Source organism: Planococcus sp. FY231025 (assembly GCF_052078085.1).
In the GTDB taxonomy this organism is placed as follows: Bacteria; Bacillota; Bacilli; order Bacillales_A; family Planococcaceae; genus Planococcus.
The window spans coordinates 116,189-138,353 of the sequence record NZ_JBQJJG010000009.1 but is presented as its reverse complement, the minus strand read 5'-3'; the positions used below and the strand labels follow the sequence as shown (position 1 = coordinate 138,353).

Here is a 22,165-nt window from a genome sequence, read left to right as displayed (position 1 = left end):
TTTGACTTCAAATAATTTAAATGTTTCGCGTATTCATTTCGGAGAGTTTCAATTTTGTATAGATTGTTTCAAGCACCGGCACCGGAACGTTATGAGCTTTCGCCTTTTCCAATAAATGCCCCTGCAGATGATCGGCTTCGATCGGCTGGCCTTTTTCCATATCACGCTGCATCGACGATTTCATATCCGGCCCGAGCGACATGATTTTCTCAAGCTGCTCTTCAGCGATCGTTTCCCTGATTGGCGCATCGATCGCCTTCATGACCGCAACAAGCTCCCCAAGGAGCGCCGTGATGGTCCGTTTGCCGCTTTCCAGTGTACGGATCGGTCCGATCGGAGAAGCCATCGCTGCCGTGATTCCCGACATCGCCGTGATGAACAAGTATTTATGCCACATATCCTGTCCGATATTTTCGCTAAGCATAAACTCCGCTTTTGTGCCGCTGAATGCTTTTTCCACTTCCAGAATCCGCTCGGTCTTTTCGCCCGAACGTTCGCCGAAGACCAGCTGGTTCATCGGGCTGGTTTGCACGATTTTGCCATTTTCATCCAATGTCGTTTCGATAAAGCATAAGCCGCCGAGGACCCGTTCTTCGCCGAATGCCTCCACTAGGCGATTGATATGCGAAATGCCGTTCAATAGCGGCAGGATCATCGAGCTTTCACCTGCAAACGGGCGGATGTCGTCGATCGCCCCTTGGAGCTGATAGGACTTCGTTGTCAAAACGATCAAATCATATGGATCAGCTTCATCTTTTGCCGTAATCAGTTTTGGTGCCGCCTGCATATCGCCGTTGATGCTTTCCACATGCAAACCCGTCTTCTCCAGCTGCTCCTTCCGCCGCTCCCGGACAAGAAACGTCACATCCTGCCCTGTTTCCATCAGCCTGGCTCCAAAATAGCCACCGATGCCTCCGGCTCCTACGATCAGAATTTTCATTTTGCCTCACTCCTATTCTATTTGATAAACCCAGATGCCGGCCTGATTTTCTCTCCGGCACTCTCCAGCATGACGCAAAAATTCAAGATGCGCCAATGTTTCGCCCAAAGCGAAGCGCATTTCGTGGACGGTCAAAGTCCGCTCGAACAGCCTTCCGCACACTTCATAGACCGTCGCTGGTTTTTGGATGACTGCTGCTGCAGCCGCGAGCCGTTCGTCATGGTGCGCCTTCAATTCTTCAGCGCGGCCGGCCGCTCCGTAGAACGGCTTGCCATGGGAAGGGATGGTGAAATCCGCCCCCAGCCGCTTGATTTTCTCGAGCGATTCCAAATAGGAAGCCAGCGGGTTTTCATTCCCATGAAACCAATAGGAGATGTTCGGCGTGATTTTTGGCAGGATGTGATCCGCCGAAAATAGCACCTTCTTTTCAGCATTGTAAAAACAGACCATCCCGTCCGAATGGCCAGGGGTGAAGATCACTTCATACTCATAACGCCCGAGCACCACTTTTTCGCCTTCTTCGAAGAAATGCCCGACATGCGGCATGGGGTTCACGAGCGGCTGGAAGTCCGCTGTATTCTCTGCCATCTGTGCCGCCATCGCCTCCGGAACACCCGAAGCCCGGTAATGGGCCGGCATTGCCTCCAAAAAAGCGGCATGCCAAGAAGACAGACCCGAATCGGCGTCTGTCTTGGTCATGGAGACTTTGGCTCCCGTTTTCTTCTGCAGCCCTCCGGCATATCCGAAATGGTCAGGGTGGTAGTGGGTGATTAGCAGGTCTGCTACTTTCCGATCGCCAATCTCCCGCTCCCACAAGGCTCTCGTATAGTCATTGTTCAATCCTGCATCAATCACCGTCCAGCCGGACACGCCTTCTGCCATAAAACAGTTGACGTGATTCAGGCGGAACGGAAGCTCGATGCGGATGGCTTCAATCCCTAATTCCTCCAGCATGCAATCCCTTCTTTCCCCGGTTTACGGTTTCAGCACCAATTTGCCGATCGTCTTCCGGCCCTGAAGCAGTTTATGGACAGTGGCCGCCTCTTCCAAAGGATACGTGCCGCCGATTGTCAGTTTCAGCTCGCCGCTCGCCATATAGCCAAGGAGCTCTTTAAAGCTGCTTTGGAACAATTCCGGCTTGCGCATGATCTGCGGCAGGAAGAAGCCAATCACCGACTGGTTCTTACGCATCAGCTGGCCGGGGTGGAACGTCGCCTGCTCACCGCTTGCCGCCCCGAATATCACCAACCTTCCGAACGGCGCCAGGCATTTCACGGTCTGGTTGAAAACATCTCCTCCGACCATCTCAAGCGCCACATCGACGCCTTTGCCTTCCGTGATTCCCTTCACTTTGTCGGCCCAGCCTTCCTCCGAATAATTCACGAGGTGCGTGGCTCCCATCGCTTTGGCGTGCTCGAGCTTTTCGGCAGTACTTGCGGTCGCGATGATTTTGCCTGCTCCGAAGATTTTCGCCAGTTGGACGGCAATCGCACCGACCCCGCCAGCCGCCGCGTGGATCAAGACGCTCTCACCCGGCTCGAGGCGCCCCATGGTTTTCAGCACATGGTAGGCGCTGAGACCCTGCAGCGGCAAAGCAACCGCTTGTTCATAGTCCACACCATCCGGTATCGGCGTCAGCACCCGGGCATCCACTGCAACAAACTCCGCATAGCCGTTCGACTCAATCAGGGCGACCACCCGGTCCCCTTTTTTGAAATTCTTGATCCCGTTGCCGGCTTCTACAATCTCGCCGGCCACTTCTGCTCCCAGGATATAAGGAAGCTTTGTCGGGACGACGTACTGTCCTTCCCGCCTTGCCGTATCGGCATAGTTGACGCCGCTCGCTTTCACTTCGACCAGCACTTCGTTTTCTGCCGGTACCGGCTTGTCGGCATCGGCCCATTGCAAAACTTCCGGTCCTCCGAATTGCTCAAACTTGATGACTTTCATCCTGTTTCCCCCTTATGAGATATATTGTTCCGCTTCCAGAATCTTTTGGGCGATCACCCGTTTTGCTGCTTTTCCGCCTGAACGCTGCAGGCGGCTCAATTCCCCTGCAATGGCCCGCACATTGTCATGCAGCCCTTTTTCAGATGCTGTTCCCTGCAACAGTTTGCGTGCATCCATCTCCACTTGAAGCAAAGCATCGTCAATGAGCGACTTTGAAAGCTCAATTTTGAACGCAGCTGCCGTTTCGCCCTGCTCGTCGATCGCTTTCGCCGTCCGAAGGACCGCCGATTCTGCTGCAAACAGGGTGATTCCGATGTCCGCTAACTTCATCAGCGTTTCCTGCTCGTCGCCGAGCTCGCTGCCGTACGTTTCAAAAGCGTTGCCTGCACTCAACAGGAAAACTCGGCGCATCGCGTTCACCGCTTCTATTTCCCGGGAAATAGTGCCGATGGCGCCAATCTTCGGTGCGTGCATCTCCGCCAAGGCGTTTCCGATGGCCTCGGCAAGCGGCGCCTGCCCTTTCGCCGCCGCTTTCAGCAAATTCCCCGGAATGATCAGCCGGTTCACTTCATTGGTCCCTTCGAATATCCGGTTGATGCGTGAATCGCGGTAGATCTGTTCGATTTTGTATTCCTTGATAAAGCCGTATCCGCCGTGGAGCTGCAATGCTTCATCGGCAATAAAATCCAAGGTTTCAGAACTGTACACTTTGCAGACGGCGCATTCGGTCGCGTATTCCATCATGCGCTTCGCAATCAAGCTATGGTCTTCAGAATCATACAGCCCTTCTAGCGCCTCTTCTAAATAGCCGGCCGTGCGGTACTGCAGCGATTCCGAGGCATAAATGCGAATCGCCATATCGGCGATCTTTTCCTGCGTGGCCGTAAAATCGGCAATCGCCTTGCCGAACTGGCGCCGCTCTTTCGTGTATTTCGCAGCGAGTGCCAATCCGTATTTCGCTGCGCCCATCGTGGCCGAGCCCAGATTATAGCGGCCGAGGTTCAAGACATTCAGGGCGATGACGTGGCCTTTGCCGACTTCACCAAGCAGGTTTTCTGCCGGCACTTCGCAGTCTTCCAAGATGACTGTCCGCGTGGATGAGCCCTTGATGCCCATTTTCTGTTCTTCCGCCCCAAGCGACAGGCCCGGAAAATCTTTTTCCACGATAAATGCAGTGAAGGCGGTGCCGTCCACTTTGGCATAAACGATGAACGTATCGGAAAATGCCGCATTCGTGATGAACATTTTCGTACCGTTCAATATGTAATGCGTCCCTGCTGCATTCAGCCTTGCCGTCGTCTGGGCAGCCAGCGCATCGGATCCTGCATTCGGTTCGGTCAGGCAATATGCGCCGATAAACTCTCCGGAAGCGAGTTTCGGCAAGTATTTCTCTTTTTGTCCCGCTGTTCCGAAATAAGTGATTGGCAGCGTCGCGATGCACGTATGGTTGGAGTGTGCGACGCTGTATCCGCCAGCCGGGCCAAGCGCTTCCCCGACGATGCCTTTGCTGATTTTATCCAGGCCGAGCCCGCCGTACTGTTCCGGGATGCTGTGGGCAAGGAGTCCAAGATCCCCCGCTTTTCCCAACAGCTCTTTCACCAAGGCGAAATCCTGCTGTTCAATCTTTTCGTTGTTCGGCCGCACTTCGCTTTCGAGAAAGCGTTTCGCTGTTTTCCGGATCAAATGGTGCTCTTCCGTGAAATCTTCCGGCGTGAAGACCGCTTCCGGTTCAGTTCCCGCATACAGGAAACTCCCGCCGCGGTAAGCCAGTGTTTTTCCGTCCATATCGTTTGCCCCCTTACATTTTCTTTGCCGTCACGAGTGCATACTGGATCAGGCTTTTCACAAATTGATCGAAATGGGCGAACCGCGCATCCGATGTCTGCCCTTTTTTGAAGCGGTAATAGATCTGCTGGCAGATGACCGCGAGTTTGAAATAAGCAAATGTCAGGTAGAAATCGATATTCGATACATCCCGTCCGCTCTTCTCCGCATAGCGCGCGATGAATTCCGCCCGGGTGTAAAACCCTTCTGTTACCGTCACGGGCGCTTTGCCGAACCCGTTTTTCAACAGGTCGGGATCGTCTGCCTGAATCCAATAGCTCATCGCCGCCCCCAAATCGGCCAATGGATCGCCGACGGTCGTCATTTCCCAATCGAACAAGCCGGTGAGCTTCGTGAAATCTCCCGAAAACATGGCATTGTTCAATTTGAAATCGTAATGGATGATGGCCGGGTCGGGTGACTCCGGGATATGGCTTCGCATCCACTCCGACAATTCCGCCACTTCCGGAATGTCATCGGTCTTAGCACGCTCGTAACGGCCGATCCATCCATTGACCTGGCGTTCCATGAACCCTTCCGGCTTCGCCATTGCAGCCAGTGCGGTCCGGGTATAATCGATGGCGTGCAGCTCCACCAAGGTGTCGACCATCAACTCCGATATCCGGCGCCCCAACTCTTTGTCCGGCTCAACGCCTTCCGGGAATTGTGTGTCGATGACCACGCCCCGGCGCCGTTCCATGACAAAAAACGGGCTGCCCACCACTGAAAGATCCTGCGAGAAAACAAAAGGCTTTGGCGCGGCAGGAAAAACGGAGTGGAGAGAGGACAGGATGTTGAATTCCCGTTCCATGTCATGGGCTTTCGGCGCGACCGGGCCAAGCGGCGGACGCCTCAATACCGCTTCCCAGCTGCCGATCGACAGGGCATATGTCAGATTGGAATGGCCTGCTCCAAATTGCCGGATTTCCAATACCCCTTCCGGCAGGCCTTCAATATTGGCTTTGAGAAATTGCAGAAGTTTCGCCTTGTCTAGTTCTTCGCCGGGACGGACGTTTATTGTGTCGCTCGTTTTCTCAACCATTGCTCACACCTCTTCCATGTGCTGCTCAAGCTTCGCTCGTATGCCTTCCGGCAGCAGTTCGCTCTTCTGCGCATTGAAATCAAAGTAAACCGCACCCGCAGAACCTTCTGCAATCAATTCTCCGGACGCTGCATCGGTAATCCGATGGCCGATCATAAAACTGGAATTTCCGATTTTCGTTACAAACGAAGCGACTTTCAGTTTCTGGTCAAAATATGCCTGCTTTAGAAACGTGCAATTCGCGGAAATCATAATGACGCTCCATTTGTCGATCGCCATCTCCAGCCCCAATTCCTTGAAGAATTCAATCCGGGCTTCTTCGAGATAGATGAAATAGCTGATATTGCTGACATGCCCCAGTGCGTCGGTTTCACTAAAACGGACTTTCACGGTAATTTCATGTGCCAACGTGCTCCACCCCCTTATTTGTTCTGAAACGCCGGTTTTCGTTTTTCAATAAACGCTTTGACCCCTTCTTGGACGTCTTCTGTCTGGAAGACTTCCTCAAACAAGCCGGCTTCGAGTTCTGTCCCTTGTTCGATTGTCAGTTCCAGGCCTTCGTCGACTGCACGCTTGATGCGCGATAAGGCGGGCAGTGAGAAACGGCCGATGCGCTTTGCCATTTTCCGGGCCGCTTCCATGCCTTCGCCGCTGGCTGCGACTTTATTGACGAGCCCGATCTTCTCCGCTTCCGCGGCAGTGACCGCTTCGCCAGTGAACATCAGCTCTTTCGCTTTCGCCTCGCCGACAAGGCGCGGCAAACGCTGGGTGCCGCCGCCTCCCGGGAACAAGCCGAGCGTGATTTCCGGCAAGCCGATCTGGGCATGCTCTTCCGCGATGCGGATGTCGCAGCAAAGCGCCACTTCACATCCGCCTCCGAATGTCAGCCCGTTTAGCATCGCAATAACCGGTTTTTCGAAATTGTCGATGCGGTTCAAGATGGCATGGGTTTCCAGGAAGTTCGCTTTCAACCCAGGCTGCCCAATCAATTGCGGGAATTCCTTGATGTCCGCACCGGCCGCAAACACTTTATCGCCCTGGCCGGTCACGATGACGGCATTGACTGCAGAATCCTCTTTCAGTTCCCCAAAAGCCTGATCCAATTCCTTGAACACCTGGCTGCTGATGACGTTCATCGGCGGGTTATTGATGGTAACGACGGCATAACCGTCCTGCGTTTCTGTATGGACCACTTGTGTCATGGCGTTTTCACCTCACCTTTTTGATAATTATAGAAGCCTTTGCCCGTTTTGCGGCCGAGCTCGCCCGCTTTCAGTTTTTCTTCGATGATAGCTGACGGTTTGTCCGCTGGATCGCCCGTTTCGGCGTATTGCTGCTGCATGACGTAATTGACCACATCAATGCCAGACAAATCCATCAATTCGAACGGGCCAATCGGATGGCGCAGCGCTTTTTTCACGATGACATCGATTTCCTTGAAGTCCGCGATGCCTTCTTCGTACAGGAACATCGCTTCTTTCTGAAGCGCACCGAGGATGCGGTTCGCCACAAAACCCGAAATCTCTATCCGCAGCAGCAGGCCGGTGCGGTTGATCCCTTCGCATAATTGAAGCGATGCCTGGGCCGTCTCTTCCGAGGTCTCCTCGCTCATGACCACTTCGACGCAATCCATGACGAGCGGCGGGAAGAAAAAGTGCATATTGCAGACTTTGTCCGGCCGGTCTGTCACTTCCGCTATCAGCGAATTGACGATCGTCGAACTGTTGGAAGCCAGGATAGCGTGCTTCGGTGCGAGGCCGTCCAGGCGCTTGAAAAGATCGCGCTTCACGTCCAACTTCTCAATCACCGCTTCGATCACATAATCCGCATCGCCTACAGCCTGCTCCAAGCTGTCTGTAAACTCTAAGCGGCTGAATGCTTCATCCTTTTCCTGCTCTGTAATTTTCTTTTTCATCACCCACTGGTTCATCACGCTATGCAAAGCCCCCTCCGCTTTTTCCAATGCTTCTCCGCTGACATCGTTGAGTGCAGTCTGATATCCGCCGAGTGCACAGAGCATGGCAATCTGCTGGCCCATCTGCCCTGCGCCGATGACCGCTATTTTATCAATCTGAAATTGTTCCACGTATGCTTTCCTCCTCTTTTTCGGCCATGCCATTCAAAATCATATCGCTGAAAATTTCCGCCAGCTGGCCAGCCGGGATGCCGCCCCCGGGATTGAACCATTGATAGCTCCAGTTGGTCACGCCAAGAATAGCGAATGCTGCCATATCCGCCCGGATCTCCCTTCGGAATTCCCCTGCCTGGACGCCTCGGCGGATCAGCGCTTCAATTTCCAGCCGGAAGCGTTCGCGCTTATCCTTCACTTCTTCTGCGTTCGCTTCCCCCAGATGCCGCATTTCCCTGAAAAAGACCCGGCCGCTCGGTCCGTGCTCTTCGATATCCCCGATCAGCAACTCCACGATGCGGATCAGCTGTCCGCGGCTGTTCGCGGCCTCCTGCATAATCCTTCGCTGCCGTTCAAGCAGGTCATCGATATAGCCTAAGTGGATGTCCATCAACAATTCCTCTTTGCTCTGAAAGTAATAGTAGAATGTCCCTTTCGTGACGCCGAGCGCTTCGACGATATCCTGGATGGATGTTTCACTGAAGCCCTTTTTCTCGAACAATAAAATGCTTTCCTGCTTGATTTCCGCTTTCATGCCCATCCCCCGCATTCTAGACGGCGTGCATGCCGCCATCGACAATGACCACGTCGCCGGTCACATAATCAGAAGCTTTTGATGCCAAAAACAAGGCAGCCCCTTTTAAATCTTCGTCTGTCCCGAAACGCTTCAGCGGCGTCAACTCCAGAAATCCGCTGCCTCCTTTTTCAAGGAGGCCTTTCGACATTTTAGTCGGAAAAAAGCCCGGCGCAATGGCATTGACGTTAATATTGTGCTGTCCCCATTTTGCAGCCAAGTCTTTTGTGAAGGTAATGACAGCGCCTTTGCTCGTGTTGTAGCCGATCGTGTCCATCAAGCGCGGATCGATTCCGCCAAGCCCGGCGACTGACGCGATGTTGATGATTTTGCCGCTGCCTTGCTTGACCATCGACTCCCCGACCGCCTGGCTCATCAGGAATGTCCCGGTGACGTTGACATCAAGCACTTTGTACCAGGCGTCAAGCGGCATCTCAAGTACCGGCGCTCCCCAAGTTGCGCCTGAGTTGTTCACGAGAATATCGATCGTCCCGAATTCTTCCAAAGTCCTTTTCACGACGTTTTCCACGTCCTCCGGTTTGGTGACATCGCATGCCAGCGCAAGCGTTTTAACGCCCATCCCCTTCAGCTTCTCTGCCATTTCTTCGCATGCCTCCACTTTTCTCGAACAAAGGACCACGTTCGCGCCTGCCTCCGCGAACCCTTCCGCGATCTGCGCGCCTAACCCCCGCCCGCCTCCGGTCACGATGGCTGTTTTGCCTTCCAACTTAAAAAGATCCATTACATTCATCCGTAATTCCTCCATCCATTTTCTCTTATCCTTTTACATACTAACTAGTTGGTATGTTCAGAATACTTAAACATATGTTAACGCTTTCAAAGATTGATTGCAAGGCACGTTTAAGAAAGCTTTTCCTTCCTTGCATAAAAAACAACCGGCAAGAGCGATTGGCGCCCGTGCCGGTTGTCCGTGTTCATTTTTCTTCTTTTGCCTTATTGTCGTCTTCACCTTTTTGTTCTTTGCCTGCCTTATCGGCTTTTTTAAAATCATCCGCGTAATGGACTTCCTGCGCTGCCTTCAGATCGAGTTCTTTGTCCGCCAGTTTTTCGTGAGGCTGTTTTTCTTCTGCCATTTTTCCCCGCTCCTTTCTGGTGTTAAAAGTGTACTCTTCCTGTTCCCGTTTCAGTTCTGGCTAAACATGGAGTTTGTCCGGCAAAAAGCCGGCCAGCTGATGCAAGTCCACGTTGCCGCCAGACAAGACCACGGCCACGCGCTTGCCCTTCACGTCCGCCTTCCCGGAAATCAACGGAGCTGCAGCCACCGCACTGGAAGGTTCGACAATTTGCTTGGTCCTTTCCATTAGGAACTGGAGTGCTTCTTTGATCTCCGCTTCTGTCACCAGCAGAAGCCCATCGAGATGCTTTTGCAGGATTGGGAACGTCATGTCGCCCGGCTGTGCAGTCCGCAGGCCGTCCGCTATCGTCGCGGAAGGCGGAATCGCTGTAATTTCGCCCCGCTGCAGCGATAAGTATGTATCGTTTGCCGATTCCGGTTCGACGCCGATGACCTTGACTTGCGGATTGAGCGCTTTGATTGCGGTCAGGATGCCGCTGATCAGTCCGCCTCCGCCGACCGGAACGAACACCAGATCAAGCGCTGGTATTTGTTCAAGCAGTTCGAGCCCGATGGTTCCCTGCCCTGCGATGATGTCTGCGTGATCATAAGGCGGAATGTAGATGCCATTGTTTTCATCCGCCAATTGCCGAGCTTTCGGTATCCGTTCCGCAGAAGTCATGCCGCAATAGACCACATGCCCGTTATACGCTTCGATCGCCGCCACCTTTGCCCGGTTTGCGTCTTCCGGAACCACAATTGTCGCCGGGATGCCGAGCCGGTTTGCGATATAGGCGACGGCTTGGCCATGGTTCCCCGAAGAAGCGGCGGTTACAGAGGCTGCCCCTTCACGGACAGCATTCTTCACGGCATTGGCCGCCCCACGGATTTTGAACGAGCCGGTCTTTTGGAGATGCTCAGCTTTCAGAAACACCTCGTTCCCGCAATGTTCATCCAATAAAGACGATGTCAGGACCGGCGTTTCGTGGACAATATCGTGGATATTCGCTCTTGCACGGCGTACATCTTCAAGACTTGCCATGGCTTCCCCCTCCTTTGTTGCCCCCATTTTAACACATCCCGTCGAAATTGAGGGACGATTCTAATTTTATCATCCGGGGAAGTTGGGTATGATATAAGTTAGGGATAAGGTAGAATGGGAAGTTGCCAAATGACCGTGCCGCCGCCCGCATACTGCCGGCAGCCGCGCAGGAAAGGAGGAACAGGCATGCTAAAAAGATTGGTCATCACCGGCTATAAGCAGCACGAACTCGGAATTTTTGATGATAAGAACCCGGGTGTCCGCATCATCAAGAAAGCATTGGAAGACCGGCTCCGCGTACTGATCGATGAAGGCCTTGAATGGGTCATTGTCAGCGGACAGCTTGGGGTCGAGACGTGGGCCGCTGAAGTCGTGCTTGACCTCCAGGAGGAATTTCCTCAGCTGAAGTACGCGGTCCTCACACCTTTTCTCGGCCAGGAAGAAAAGTGGAATGAAGCCAAGAAAGAAAAGTATGAAATGATCCTGGAAGGCGCCGATTTCCATCGCAGCTTGACGAATCGGCCATACGAGGCGCCTTGGCAATTTATCGAGAAGAACAAATTCTTCTTGCGCAATTCGGACGGCATGCTGATCGTCTATGACGAAGAGACGGACGGCTCTCCGAAATTCGCCAAGAAAGAAGCCGAACGGTATGCCGAAACAAATGATTACCAAGTCCTGACGATTACAGCAGACGATTTGCGGATTGCTGCGGAAGAGGAGCAGATGAACGAATGGGAACAGTGAACCTGCACTTCCCTGCCTCCGGCAAGTAGTTGACGCTGTCAATCATTTTCGATAATCTTATAAACTATGCCAGTGCTACACAAAAAAGGAGGAACCATGAAAAAAGCTTCGAAAGTCTTTTACATCACTTTTGCATTAGTTATCCTTACGGTTGCGTTTGGCGTCATCGCTCCGGAAGCCTTCGAAAAAGCGACCGGCAATATCCGCAGTTTCATTGATACGGGCTTCGGCTGGTTTTATTTGATGCTGATGGCCGTCATCCTGATTTTGACCTTTATCATCATCGTCAGCCCTTACGGTAAAATACGCCTTGGGAAAGACATGGACCGGCCGGAATTCTCGACCATATCCTGGATCTCCATGCTGTTCTCTGCAGGCATGGGCATCGGACTTGTCTTCTACGGGGCTTCTGAACCTTTGAGCCATTTCGCGATACAGCCCGCAACGGCGGAATCTGGAACCGACGCCGCATTCAAGGAATCGCTCCAGCGCACCTATTACCATTGGGGCATCCATGTTTGGGCTATGTACGGAATCATCGCCTTGTCGCTTGCATTCTTCCAGTTCCGCAAAGGGGAACCTGCGTTAATTTCATCAACATTGAAGCCGATTTTCGGAAAGAAAATGGAAGGCCCTCTAGGGACGCTCGTCGACGTGCTGGCTGTATTTGCCACCGTTTTCGGCGTCGCCACTTCACTCGGCTTCGGCGCTGCTCAAATTAACGGCGGCCTTGCCTACTTGTTCGGCGTGCCGCAGGAATCATGGGTCCAGTTTGTCATCATCCTTGCTGTGACGGTGCTGTTCATCATTTCAGCCTGGTCCGGACTGAATAAAGGCATCAAGTACCTGTCCAATACGAATATGGTGCTGGCCGTCATTCTGCTGATCCTGGTCCTTGTTCTCGGACCGACATTGCTGATTCTCAATTTGTTTACGGAAACGTTCGGCAATTATGTACAGAACTTGATCAGCCTCAGCTTCCAGTCGGCGCCGCTCGATGCGGAAAACCGCTCTTGGCTGAATATGTGGACGATCTTCTACTGGGCATGGTGGATCTCCTGGGCGCCGTTCGTCAGCATGTTCATCGCCCGCATTTCCAAAGGTCGCACCATCCGTGAATTCCTTATTGGCGTCGTCTTGACGCCGACCATTTTCGGAGCGTTCTGGTTTGCGGTGTTCGGCACGACAGCCATCGATATCCAGAAAAGTGGCGTGGATTTATCCAAATTCCCGGCAGAGCAGACGCTATTCGCCATGTTCAGCGAAATGCCGCTCGGCTTTGTGATGTCAATCTTCGCCATTCTGCTGGTCAGCACGTTTTTCATTACATCAGCTGATTCCGCGACATTCGTCCTCGGCATGCAGTCGACCAATGGTTCGCTGCTTCCGAGCAACCAGATCAAGATTCTCTGGGGCATCGCGCAGTCACTTGTCGCTGCAATCCTGTTGTCCGTCGGCGGATTGACCGCTGTACAAAATACGATCATTGTCGCGGCGCTGCCTTTCTCGTTCGTTATCATCTTGATGATCATCTCCTTGTTCAAGGCTTTGGACGCTGAAGTCAAACAAGGCAGACCTGCCAAAAAATAAAATTGCCAGCCCTCCAGTTTTTGATACTGGGGGGCTTTTAGCATACATTTTTTATTGGAGACAGGGTATAGGGTAATAGTGAAAAATTTGGAGGTGCAGTCAAAATGGAAAAAAACCTTAATTCGCCGGGTGCAGGAACGGAAGACCCGACTGGGGTGGAAGAAGTTGAAGGACAGACGAGAGCGATTATTCAAAGTTCGTTGAATGCATTGCTGGAGAATAAATCCTTTTTGCCGGAACTCCAGGACCGAATGCGTATTCAGGCATTTACTTCCTTGAGTTCGATTCTTTCCACACCAAACAGCATACACAAATCATTTCTTCGCATACCGCTGGATGATGGGAGCGTCGTGCGGATTCCCGCTTTCCGCGCTCAGCACAACGATGCACTCGGGCCATATAAAGGCGGCATCCGCTTCCATGAGAGCGTAAATGAAGAAGAAGTGGTGAACTTGGCCTTTTTAATGACCTTGAAAAATGCACTGCATAATGTGCCATTCGGCGGAGGTAAGGGCGGCATCATCTTAAATCCGCGGCATTACTCGGAAAAAGAACTAAACTTGATTTGCCGCAAATATGTCCGTTATTTCTCGGATGTCATCGGGCCGGACAAAGACATCCCGGCACCGGATGTAGGTTCAGGAGAACGCGAGATGGACTGGATGATGGCCGAGTACAAGAAAATCAAACACGGTTCCCCTTACCTTGGAAGCTTTACCGGAAAAAGTGTCGCAAACGGCGGATCGCTGGGACGAAAAGAAGCTACCGGAAAAGGGGTTTACTTTACGTTCCGCTATTTATTCTCCGACTATGTGAGAGACCATGCCGATGAATTGGCAGCTTCTGACAATCCTTTCGCCGCTACAGCTTTAGCCCATGCCAACCGTCCATTGTCGTTGGCGGTACAAGGGTTCGGCAATGTCGGATCAATTGCAGCATTAGAAGCTTATAACAGCACAGAAACCGACAACCGCGTCGTCGCTGTCAGCGACCGCAATGTCACCCTATTTAACGAAAGCGGGTTGGATATTCCTGCATTGATCGGATTTGCTGATGAACACCGCGGCGACTTGCCGTCTACCGAGGAGCAATTGGCCCACGCTGGAGTGGCAGCGTCCATCAAAGGCCGCGATGAATTGTTGACCTTGCCGGTCGACGTGCTGATTCTCGCCGCCCTCGAAAACCAGATCCACGAAGGCAATATGAAAGACATTCAGGCACGGGTCATTGTTGAAGGGGCCAATGCACCGACAACGCAGGAAGCTGATAAATACCTGAGTGACCAAGGGGTTATCATCATTCCGGATATCCTTGCCAATGCCGGCGGGGTCATCGTCTCGTATTTCGAATGGCTGCAAGGCCGCGAAACACAATTCTATACCGAAGCTGAAGTGTTCCGGCTGCTTTTGGAAAAAATGAAATCGACCATGGATATCATCTTGCCGCAGTTTTTCGGAGACCCTTTCCCGCTCCGCCAAAATTGCTTTATCCATGCCGTTACCCGCCTATCAACGGTCTTATACCGCCAAGGGAAGCTTTACTGACCGGAAACTCCTAAACAGAAAAACGTTGAAGCCGGGAATGGCTTCAACGTTTTTTTAGGCTGTCGAGAAACTTTTTATAAAATGACTTCATAACAAGAATGAACTTTTTACACCGCTTCGGTCGCTTAGGGCAGAGCTCCCGCCATGAGCCGAGAAAAACACTCGTCTCATAGCTTCGCCCAGCCCACGGACGCGCCGGCGCTGGATAGGCTTTCTAGAAGAGAAATGATCCTAAACATCAACCTGGTTCATTAGCTTCTCTTAGATATGAAGCAAAATAGCGGAGACACCTGTGACGAAGCGCAAAGCGCTGCAGGGACATGAGCAGCGCACTTTCATGTTTCGAAGCAGCGGAGCGATGCAGAAACAGTACGTTTTTACTTAGCTGTTTTGCGGAATATCGGTTTATCATTTTAAAAGAAATAAAACCTATATCTTTCTCAATATTTTTCAATTCTCACTTTTTCTCCGTTCATGGGAAACCGTATAAACCGGGTGGCGGAAATGGAGGATTCGGTCTTCTGAACATTCAATTCCGTCTGTCATAACCGTCGGATCGAATTTCTCCAGCTCCGCTTCAGGCGCCGGCCGGCCGATCTCCAATTTGCCTATGGCCACCTTCTGCCGCTCTTCGGGCCAGGCCACTGTCGGGTCATCGGTCGGATCCCCTTCTTCCCCTAGGACAATATTGAGGGTGAAGCTCACCGGCCCTTTCTGCAGCCGGTCTTCGATTTCCCATTCATAATAGCCGAACGGCAATGAACCGGCGCTCTTTGGCGACAAGGTTTCCATACCGGCATCCGGTTCCCATTCGTACTTGATCGGCGTGCGTTTTCCGTCCCGGCTGATAAAGTAGAAAGCATGGATCGAATGGTACCGTCCTGTCGCAAAACTGGCCGGCGCATGCATTTTTTTCAGGATCTTGAACGCCGCACGGCTTTCCGGGTGACGGATCAGCAGCTTGGCCAATTCACGAAGGCGCGGCTTTCCATCTTTGAAAGACGTGACAATGCCTAGGATTTCCGTAAAGGCTTCCGGTGTTTTGGCGAAAAATATCGGGGAATTGACGCCCACGATATTCGTAATATCCCCTCCAGGCAACCGGAATTGTACACCCAGGCCTTTTACCGGCGACATCACATCCGTCCACGTCGGGTCCGGGGAACTATGGGAAAAGCGGGCGAGCGCCTTCACTTTCCCGCCCTGAAAATGCGGCGCTGCCGTATACTTCGCTGCCAGGCCGTTTGCTGTGAATTCAGCTTCATAGATCACACCTCTTGCATGGGCACGCCGGTAGGTCCGGTGCTCCCCGAAAACTGTCTCAATCCGGTCCACTGCTGTTTCAGCTAATGGTTGTTTGTCCATGTCCTCACCTCTTATGCGTGCTATACCCTTTTGGCCGGCAAATTAAAAACCTTTCAAAATTTAAAATTCAGAAGTGGATATCGCTTTTCGAACCGGCTTTGGAAATGTTAAAGTCCAGCCCTTTATCTCCACCAAGGCGAAACAGGAAGCGGCAAGCTGCCGTTCAAATCAATAGTAGCGCCAATTCGGGGAGCAATGAGATTTACATCGTTTTTGCCGGCCGCAGCCAATGCCCGTTCAATCGGTTCTGTCCAGCCATGCCTAGCCAGGGTAAAAGCCCCCCAATGCGTCAACAGCATTTGATCGCCCTGTACATCGAGATTGGCCTGGACGGATTCTTCCGGAAGCATATGGGACTCGGGCCAGCGTTTATCGTATTGGCCGCCTTCTATCAAAGCGATATCAAAAGGGCCGTACTTGTCGCCAATTTCCTTGAAATGCCCTCCATAGCTGCCATCTCCGCTCGTAAAAAAACGGGTTTGGCTGCCCAAGATGACCCACCCTCCCCAAAGGGTCGAATTCCGGTTGAAAATCCCTCTTCCTGAAAAATGCTTGGCCGGAGTCAGTGCGATAGAGAGCCCTTCGAATTCCGTTTCATCCCACCAATTGAGTTCCGTAATTTTTTCTTTTTCCACTCCCCATCGAACCAGATGATTGCCGATGCCGTAAGGAACAAAGAAATGGGCAACCTTGCCCTCCAGCTTCTTTATCGATTGATAATCCAAGTGATCGTAATGGTCATGGGTGATAAAGACCGCATCAATCGGCGGCATTTCTTCTACAATTCCCAGAAGATCTTCACTGTAGCGTTTCGGCCCTATAAAGGAAACCGGCGAAGCGACAGGGCCCAGCATCGGATCAATAAGGATTTTCTTATCATCGAGGCTAAGGATAAAGGCGGAATGTCCGAGCCAAGTCAGGCTGTCTTCGGCACTGTTGATTTTATCCCAGTCAATTTCAGCAATGGGAAGCAGGGCAGGTGGCTCCTTTGCCTCCGCTGTCGAATCTGGATACGGGAAGGTTGAAGGAATTTCCACACTTGCTGCCGGCTCCGCCGATTCGGGATTGATGAATTTGCCGTCTTTGTAATTATCAAATGTACCATACAGCTCTTCTTGTTCTTTGGTCGGATTCCCGCCGAAAGACGGGTGCAGATTGAGAATCAGCAAAATGACAACTCCCAGTACAACGAATGATAACGCTAAAAAAAACATGATTTTCTTGAAAATACTTTTCTTGCTCTTCACTTCAGCCTATCCCTTCTGTTTTTCAGTGGTGGGTGTTCTGCTCTTATTATACTTCTCGCTTCCTTCAAGGACCGCATTGCACCTCTCATTGATGATCCGCCCACAGCCACCAACTGAGAGTGGCTGCAATCCCTGCCAGACTCGCTGCCAGAACAAGGAGCAAGCTGCTCCACGGCAAAACCGGCGCTTCTCCCGCCACGCCGCTGAACAGTGCCGGCACGGCCCACGGGAAATATTGGCCATACCCGATCGCTGCTGTGACTTGGGCAACAACGACCATGAAAATCATGAATCCAAGCGGAGCAAGATACCCTTTTCCCCAGCAGGCAAAAAAAGCGGCTGGCGTGCTGAGAGCAATGGCAAGCAGCGTTGTAATCAACAGCATGGCCAGCCCTTCCGCCAGACCGGCTGTCGACCAGCCGGGAAGGCCGACGAACCAGCCGATGAGAATGCCCACTACTGCCACATGGATGCTCAATAGCAGATTGACGGCAAAAACCGTCAGAAACTTAGCCGCCGGAATTGTGGTCCGGTGATAGGGGAGGGCCAGCAGATCTTTCAGCGTACGGTCTGAGTACTCTCTCCCGAACACCCAACTTGCCACAAAACCGAAGACCAGGATGCCGCCCACGGCAATGATTTGCGCGAGCATGCTGAAGTAAGCCGGCCAGTTCGCTTCCCCCAGAATTTGCGCTTTCTCCCCCACTAATCCCGACTGCTCCGCCAGTTCCGGATTTTTCAAGATGAACATAAAGAATCCGGCCATCAAAGGGGCAAAGGTGAAGGCGGCGAGCGTCACCCAGATCATCTTCGATTTGCGCACTTTCAGGTTTTCAATCCCGAATGCTGCCATCACATGCTTCACGGAATTTCCGCCCCTTTCTTGCCGATCACCCTCAGGAAATACGACTCGAGATCCTCTTCTTCCACCGACAGCCGGATTGGCGGGCAATCTTTTCCGACGAGAAGCCGGGCGATTTGGTCCGGATATTGGATTGCGGATGGATCATCAGTCTCTATCAGCCCTTGCGGATTCAGAAAACCATGGATGCCCGCTTCAGCCAAAACTGAAATGGCCCGTCCTTGTTGCCGGGCATCGAGCACCAGCCGCTGCTTGAGAAGCCGGTTCAGCTCTTCGGCCTGCAATTCCTGCAGCAGCCGACCTTCATGGATGACGCCAATTTTAGCAGCGATTTTCGCGACTTCGCTCAACAAGTGGCTGGAAACGAAGACCGTCTTGTTTTCATTCAAAGCCAAATGACGGAGCAGTTCCCGTACTTCGGCAATGCCTGCGGGATCCAGGCTGTTGACCGGTTCGTCAAGGATTAAGATAGCCGGATTGTGCAAAAGGGCTTTTGCGATTCCAAGGCGCTGGGCATTGCCCAACGAAAGATGCTTCGCTTTCCTATTGATATAGGGAGTGAGCCCGAGCTGCTCCACTGTCCGCAATACCGCTCCGGAATCAGAAATTCTCCGAAGCCGCCGGAAAATCTCCAAATTCTCTTTCACGGTGAGCTCCGGGTATGCATACGGCGTTTCCACCAGATAGCCTACGTTCTCCCATATGCTGTGGTTCGACAAATTGACCTTCTGGCCGCCGAGGAAGCAGTGACCGTGTGTCGGCTGGATCATGCCCAGCAACATGCGGATCGTGGTCGTCTTTCCTGATCCATTCAAGCCGATAAAGCCGTAAATTTCCCCCTCAGCCACTTCGAGCGACACCCCGTCCACTGCCCGAACGCCTTTATAGTACTTTGAAACACTGTCCGTCTGTATGACACTCCTCACATGGGCGCCTCCTTTCGCTGCCGTTTGCCTATTCCTTCTCTCCCGCAGCGCTCTATCCCTTTTTTCCAGCAATAAAAAAACCGCCGGCAGCCAAAGTTCAGCTGCCGGCGGTTTGATATTTGCGCACATCTCCATCTTGCACTGCCGCTTCATAACGCCGGGCAGGCCCTCTTTTCAAAGAGCGCTTTCATCAAGCGGCAAGGAAAACCAGAACGCATAGCGCCGATTCGTTGAATCCAGCCCGATCCGGCCACCGTGGCGCTCGATGATTTCCTTTGAAATGGCCAACCCGAGTCCGCTGCCGCCGGTGTTCCGGTTCCGTGAAGGATCGGTCCGGTAAAAGCGGTTGAAGATTTTCTCCGCATCCGTTTCAGGAATCTCCTGCCCTTCGCTGATAATCGATACCCTGTAGCCGGTACCGGATTTCTTTCCGACTATCCGGATCGGGCCGGAGCCTTCGTAATAACGGATGGCATTATCGATCAGATTCCCCAGAACCTGCTGGATGCCGCTGTTGTAGACTGCGACAAACCCTTGATCCGCTTCAATTTCGACACGGATGCCCTTTTCCTCGAGCCGCCAATGGAACATGTCCGCTGCCTGCCGGATCAATTGGCTCATCTCTTCCCGCTCAGCTTCCGCCAGCGTTTCCACAGCGGCAAAATCCCATTCTTTCAATTGCTCCAGCTGCTCCACCATCGCGGTCAGGCGTTTCGCTTCCCCTTGGAGAGATTGGAATAATGCAGGATTCCCCTCAATTACCCCGTTGCTGAGAGCATTCATATAACCGTTCAAATTCGACAACGGCGTCCGGAATTCATGGGAAAGGTCTGAAACGACTTTCTGCCTGGACTGCTCTTTGAGTTTCAATTGCTGCACAAGTTCGTTGAAATGGCCGATCAATTCACCCATTTCACCTTCGGTCCGGACCTCGATCGTTTCAGGATAGCGCCCGTCTTTCATGGCTTTGGTCGATTCGATCAGCTCTTTTAAAGGGCGCATCAACTTTTTCGTCAAATAGAAATGAATCAGGCTGCCGATGATAATTGTTGCGGCAGTGGATATCCAAAGAAATTGCAAAAGCGCCGCATTCTCCCATGGTTGGCGCTATGGACATCCGATGCCTGCAGGCCCGCTTACGCTCTATGACCTGCACACCATCATTCCGACCAACCCTGAACTGTTCACATTGGAACTGACAGGCAGGAATTGTGGAAAGCTCTGGAGAACAACCAGGAACAAGTTTATTCTTCTGATCCATTCGAGCAAAAAGGCGGATATGTCCTCCGGTCAAGCGACATACGGATGACATTCAAGCCATATAATCCGAAAGGGCACCGAATCCAGAGCCTGCAAATCGCGGGCGAAGGATTCGATCCCGGCAAGACCTACCGGATTGTCGGCGGCGGAAGCCAGTCCTTCAAGAATTTTGAAAGCCGGAAAAACTATCAAGCAGCAAAAGCCATCGACGTTATCCAGGCTTTCCTCCAAAAAGCGCCCTTTGAACAGAAGCAAGGCGCAGATATCGTCAGCGTCTAGAAGCCGTTGCATGCAGGTATGAATAACTTCCCCAAAACCGGGAATACAGAAGGGAAAGCAAAACCAAAGGAGGCAGTCCGATGGAAATCATACAAGACACCGACCGGTTTGTGGTAACAGAGGATTCAGAGGAACTTGGATTTATCTCATGTGTGCCGGACGGAGATGTTCTGACGGTGGACCATACAGAAGTTTCGTCGAAACTGGAAGGCAAAGGCATGGGAAAAAAACTGGTTAAACATGTTGTTCAATATGCACGGGACGAAGGCAAGACCATCGATCCCAAATGCCCATTTGCAAGATCGGTCATTGAAAAAACCCCGGAATTTCACGATGTTTTAGCTAAATGACCCAGCACCTGCGTAAAGCAGGTGTTTTTTTATTGCACGGGGCTTTCCGGGCTTTGTTTTAGACAGGCGGATGCGGGAACACTAGGAGTAACAAGGGATACGGAAAGGAGTTTTCAACGTGGAACAGTCACTTGAAGAAGCCGTCAGAATCCATGCAAAACCTTTTGGTTCACCTGCAGAACTGTCGCCGCTCCTCGAGGCGATCGGCGACGCCAAGATCGTCATGCTCGGTGAAGCGAGCCATGGCACATCGGAATTCTATACCGTGCGGGCGGAGCTATCCAAGCGCCTGATCCAGGAAAAAGGGTTTTCACTCATTGCCGTGGAAGGCGACTGGCCCTCCACCCATCAAGTAAACCGCTTTATCAAAGGCTACGGGCAAGAAGGGAAAACCGCACACGAAGTGTTGCAGGCTTTTTCGCGCTGGCCGACTTGGATGTGGGCGAATGAAGAAATCGCCGATTTTATTGTCTGGCTGAAAGAACACAATACCCGAAGTGAGGCGAAGACCGGTTTTTACGGCATCGACATCTACAGTTTATGGGAGTCGATGGATGAAATCGTCCATCACCTCACGCATACTGACCCGGCCGGCGGCGATTTGGAGCTGGCGAAAGCAGCGTTTTCCTGCTTCGAGCCGTTCAACCGCAAATCAGACAGCTACTCCATCGCAAGCGCTAATTTTTCCGCTGCTTGTATGGATGAAGTGTCGAAGTTGCTGGCGTCAATACGGGCAAACCAGGAACATTATCAGGACGAACAGGAAGGCGATTTGAATTTGGGCATCAATGCGCTGGTTGCCAAAAACGCCGAGGATTACTACCGGTCCGTGATGAAGAGCGGCGAAATTTCCTGGAACATCCGGGATGAACACATGGTCGAAGCGATCAACGAGGTGCGGGATTACCACGGGAAAGACGCCAAAATCATCATCTGGGAGCACAATACGCACATCGGCGATGCCCGGGCGACAGACATGCGGAACGACGGCATGCTGAATGTCGGCCAGGTGCTCCGGGAACAAAACCGGCCGGAAGATGTATTCGCGGTCGGATTCGGCACATACCAAGGCACAGTCATCGCTTCAGAAGCTTGGGGCATCCCGCACGAAGTGATGGACGTACCTCCTGCCCGCACCAATTCCTGGGAGGAAATCCTGCACCGCACCGGCGCCCACGATAAATACCTGATCTTCGATTCCGATAATTTCTCCGCCTTCGACCGGTGGACGGGCCACCGGGCCATCGGCGTCGTCTACAACCCGGAACACGAAGCATACGGCAATTATGTCCCATCGAGAATATCCCGGCGCTACGATGCTTTTATCTTTATCAACGAAACAAAAGCACTCGATCCCGTACCGGTCAAACACACCATTGAATAAACCGTAAAGACAGGCCATGCTGCCTGTCTTTTTTGA

The 22,165-nt window shown here is 52.3% G+C and carries 23 protein-coding genes; 6 read left to right on the top strand and 17 right to left on the bottom strand.

Annotated features, from left to right (window positions below):
• Positions 1 to 16: 16 nt before the first annotated feature.
• The 12 genes from ACTL32_RS14250 to ACTL32_RS14195 form a co-directional block, all read right to left on the bottom strand.
• On the bottom strand, positions 17 to 940 hold the full coding sequence (locus tag ACTL32_RS14250; protein ID WP_441342116.1) for a ketopantoate reductase family protein: 924 nt from the start codon (positions 938 to 940) through the stop codon (positions 17 to 19).
• Between the two features lie 12 nt (positions 941 to 952).
• Complete coding sequence (locus tag ACTL32_RS14245) at positions 953 to 1,894, bottom strand: MBL fold metallo-hydrolase (RefSeq protein ID WP_441342115.1); 942 nt, start codon at positions 1,892 to 1,894, stop codon at positions 953 to 955.
• Positions 1,895 to 1,915: 21 nt separating this feature from the next.
• On the bottom strand, positions 1,916 to 2,890 hold the full coding sequence (locus tag ACTL32_RS14240; protein ID WP_441342114.1) for a quinone oxidoreductase family protein: 975 nt from the start codon (positions 2,888 to 2,890) through the stop codon (positions 1,916 to 1,918).
• A gap of 12 nt (positions 2,891 to 2,902) precedes the next feature.
• Positions 2,903 to 4,675 carry an acyl-CoA dehydrogenase family protein gene (locus ACTL32_RS14235; protein ID WP_441342113.1) on the bottom strand — a complete coding sequence of 591 codons (1,773 nt, stop codon included), beginning with the start codon at positions 4,673 to 4,675 and terminating at the stop codon, positions 2,903 to 2,905.
• Between the two features lie 13 nt (positions 4,676 to 4,688).
• Entirely contained in the window at positions 4,689 to 5,756 is a 1,068-nt protein-coding gene (locus ACTL32_RS14230; RefSeq protein WP_441342112.1) for a phosphotransferase family protein, read from the bottom strand.
• Between the two features lie 3 nt (positions 5,757 to 5,759).
• Positions 5,760 to 6,164, bottom strand: a complete 405-nt coding sequence (locus ACTL32_RS14225; protein WP_441342111.1) for an acyl-CoA thioesterase — start codon at positions 6,162 to 6,164, stop codon at positions 5,760 to 5,762.
• Between the two features lie 14 nt (positions 6,165 to 6,178).
• A complete protein-coding gene (locus ACTL32_RS14220; protein WP_441342110.1) occupies positions 6,179 to 6,958 on the bottom strand; it encodes an enoyl-CoA hydratase/isomerase family protein in 780 nt (259 codons plus the stop codon).
• Positions 6,955 to 7,842 (bottom strand): 3-hydroxyacyl-CoA dehydrogenase family protein, encoded by an 888-nt coding sequence (locus ACTL32_RS14215; protein ID WP_441342109.1) that lies wholly within the window; start codon positions 7,840 to 7,842, stop codon positions 6,955 to 6,957. Before ACTL32_RS14215 ends, ACTL32_RS14220 begins: the two co-directional genes overlap by 4 nt.
• Positions 7,823 to 8,419 (bottom strand): TetR/AcrR family transcriptional regulator, encoded by a 597-nt coding sequence (locus tag ACTL32_RS14210; RefSeq protein WP_441342108.1) that lies wholly within the window; start codon positions 8,417 to 8,419, stop codon positions 7,823 to 7,825. Before ACTL32_RS14210 ends, ACTL32_RS14215 begins: the two co-directional genes overlap by 20 nt.
• A gap of 16 nt (positions 8,420 to 8,435) precedes the next feature.
• Positions 8,436 to 9,209, bottom strand: coding sequence for an SDR family oxidoreductase (locus ACTL32_RS14205; RefSeq protein WP_441342107.1), 774 nt, complete (start codon positions 9,207 to 9,209; stop codon positions 8,436 to 8,438).
• 184 nt (positions 9,210 to 9,393) lie between these two features.
• Positions 9,394 to 9,552, bottom strand: coding sequence for a YfhE family protein (locus tag ACTL32_RS14200; protein WP_441342106.1), 159 nt, complete (start codon positions 9,550 to 9,552; stop codon positions 9,394 to 9,396).
• A gap of 60 nt (positions 9,553 to 9,612) precedes the next feature.
• Positions 9,613 to 10,575 carry a threonine/serine dehydratase gene (locus ACTL32_RS14195; RefSeq protein WP_441342105.1) on the bottom strand — a complete coding sequence of 321 codons (963 nt, stop codon included), beginning with the start codon at positions 10,573 to 10,575 and terminating at the stop codon, positions 9,613 to 9,615.
• A gap of 186 nt (positions 10,576 to 10,761) precedes the next feature.
• On the opposite strand from ACTL32_RS14195, the gene ACTL32_RS14190 reads away from it, so the two are divergent.
• The 3 genes from ACTL32_RS14190 (at position 10,762) to ACTL32_RS14180 (ending at position 14,456) form a co-directional block, all read left to right on the top strand.
• Positions 10,762 to 11,322, top strand: a complete 561-nt coding sequence (locus ACTL32_RS14190; protein WP_441342104.1) for an SLOG family protein — start codon at positions 10,762 to 10,764, stop codon at positions 11,320 to 11,322.
• 96 nt (positions 11,323 to 11,418) lie between these two features.
• Complete coding sequence (locus tag ACTL32_RS14185) at positions 11,419 to 12,912, top strand: glycine betaine uptake BCCT transporter (RefSeq protein WP_441342103.1); 1,494 nt, start codon at positions 11,419 to 11,421, stop codon at positions 12,910 to 12,912.
• Between the two features lie 104 nt (positions 12,913 to 13,016).
• Entirely contained in the window at positions 13,017 to 14,456 is a 1,440-nt protein-coding gene (locus tag ACTL32_RS14180; RefSeq protein ID WP_441342102.1) for a Glu/Leu/Phe/Val family dehydrogenase, read from the top strand.
• 450 nt (positions 14,457 to 14,906) lie between these two features.
• Here the strand turns inward: ACTL32_RS14180 and ACTL32_RS14175 are convergent, their stop codons facing one another.
• The 5 genes from ACTL32_RS14175 to ACTL32_RS14155 all read right to left on the bottom strand — a co-directional run bounded on the left by ACTL32_RS14175 (position 14,907) and on the right by ACTL32_RS14155 (position 19,936).
• Positions 14,907 to 15,821 (bottom strand): catalase family peroxidase, encoded by a 915-nt coding sequence (locus ACTL32_RS14175; RefSeq protein WP_441342101.1) that lies wholly within the window; start codon positions 15,819 to 15,821, stop codon positions 14,907 to 14,909.
• 122 nt (positions 15,822 to 15,943) lie between these two features.
• Positions 15,944 to 17,035, bottom strand: coding sequence for an MBL fold metallo-hydrolase (locus tag ACTL32_RS14170; protein ID WP_441342288.1), 1,092 nt, complete (start codon positions 17,033 to 17,035; stop codon positions 15,944 to 15,946).
• Positions 17,036 to 17,153: 118 nt separating this feature from the next.
• Positions 17,154 to 17,933 (bottom strand): ABC transporter permease, encoded by a 780-nt coding sequence (locus ACTL32_RS14165; RefSeq protein WP_441342100.1) that lies wholly within the window; start codon positions 17,931 to 17,933, stop codon positions 17,154 to 17,156.
• Entirely contained in the window at positions 17,930 to 18,856 is a 927-nt protein-coding gene (locus ACTL32_RS14160; RefSeq protein WP_441342099.1) for an ABC transporter ATP-binding protein, read from the bottom strand. The genes ACTL32_RS14165 and ACTL32_RS14160 overlap by 4 nt, the downstream gene beginning before the upstream one ends.
• A gap of 174 nt (positions 18,857 to 19,030) precedes the next feature.
• The gene (locus ACTL32_RS14155; protein ID WP_441342098.1) at positions 19,031 to 19,936 is read right to left on the bottom strand and encodes a sensor histidine kinase; all 906 of its coding nucleotides are present in this window, start codon (positions 19,934 to 19,936) and stop codon (positions 19,031 to 19,033) included.
• A gap of 129 nt (positions 19,937 to 20,065) precedes the next feature.
• Here ACTL32_RS14155 and ACTL32_RS14150 point away from each other — a divergent pair, with 129 nt between their 5' ends.
• From ACTL32_RS14150 to ACTL32_RS14140, 3 genes are all read left to right on the top strand, one after another.
• Positions 20,066 to 20,395, top strand: a complete 330-nt coding sequence (locus tag ACTL32_RS14150; protein WP_441342097.1) for a 5'-nucleotidase C-terminal domain-containing protein — start codon at positions 20,066 to 20,068, stop codon at positions 20,393 to 20,395.
• Positions 20,396 to 20,475: 80 nt separating this feature from the next.
• Positions 20,476 to 20,745 carry a GNAT family N-acetyltransferase gene (locus ACTL32_RS14145; protein WP_441342096.1) on the top strand — a complete coding sequence of 90 codons (270 nt, stop codon included), beginning with the start codon at positions 20,476 to 20,478 and terminating at the stop codon, positions 20,743 to 20,745.
• Positions 20,746 to 20,863: 118 nt separating this feature from the next.
• Positions 20,864 to 22,129, top strand: a complete 1,266-nt coding sequence (locus ACTL32_RS14140) for an erythromycin esterase family protein (RefSeq protein ID WP_441342095.1) — start codon at positions 20,864 to 20,866, stop codon at positions 22,127 to 22,129.
• Positions 22,130 to 22,165: the final 36 nt, after the last annotated feature.